A 523-nucleotide genomic window follows, 5' to 3' on the forward strand; every position below is an offset into this window, starting at 1 on the left:
AAATTGTAGGATGGTTGTGACCTCCTTGCCTTTATCTAAACTTACATTTATAGACATGAAACTTACATGTTTGAAAGATACTTGTTTTATAATTTATCAAAATACATATAAGTGTATGCTTTTGGTTTAATTTGCCGGATTATTCATGACGCTTAATTTAAACTGAATTTTTAAAAATAAGGTTTTAGTTAATCATTAATAATAATTTAAAAATTGTTTGTTATAATTTATTATGAATTTATAAATGGAGAAAAGGAGTATTAATATGAAAAAAGTATTTATGATCATAAGTATACTTACCATAACTGTTACTTTAAGTGCATGTGGAGGTTCTGGAAAACAAAAAGAGCCATCTAAGGAAAGTCAAAAATCTGATAAATATGATTATGTTTATTATGAAATATTAAATGATGGAGATTCTGAAACGCCAAATGTTGAGATTAAATATAAAGATAAAAAAGGTAAATCACATATAGAAAAAGCTGATTTAGATCACGTGTATGAACATATACTAGATGATGGT

At 25.0% G+C, this 523-nt stretch carries 1 protein-coding gene; it reads left to right on the plus strand.

Annotation, left to right across the window (positions count from 1 at the left end):
* Window positions 1-265: 265 nt before the first annotated feature.
* The coding region (locus tag IE142_RS40450; protein ID WP_191889534.1) for a hypothetical protein at window positions 266-523 on the plus strand (258 nt) is incomplete at its 3' end.

Origin of the sequence: Streptomyces mutabilis (assembly GCF_014649815.1) — a bacterium.
GTDB classification, from domain to species: Bacteria; Actinomycetota; Actinomycetes; order Streptomycetales; family Streptomycetaceae; genus Streptomyces; species Streptomyces mutabilis.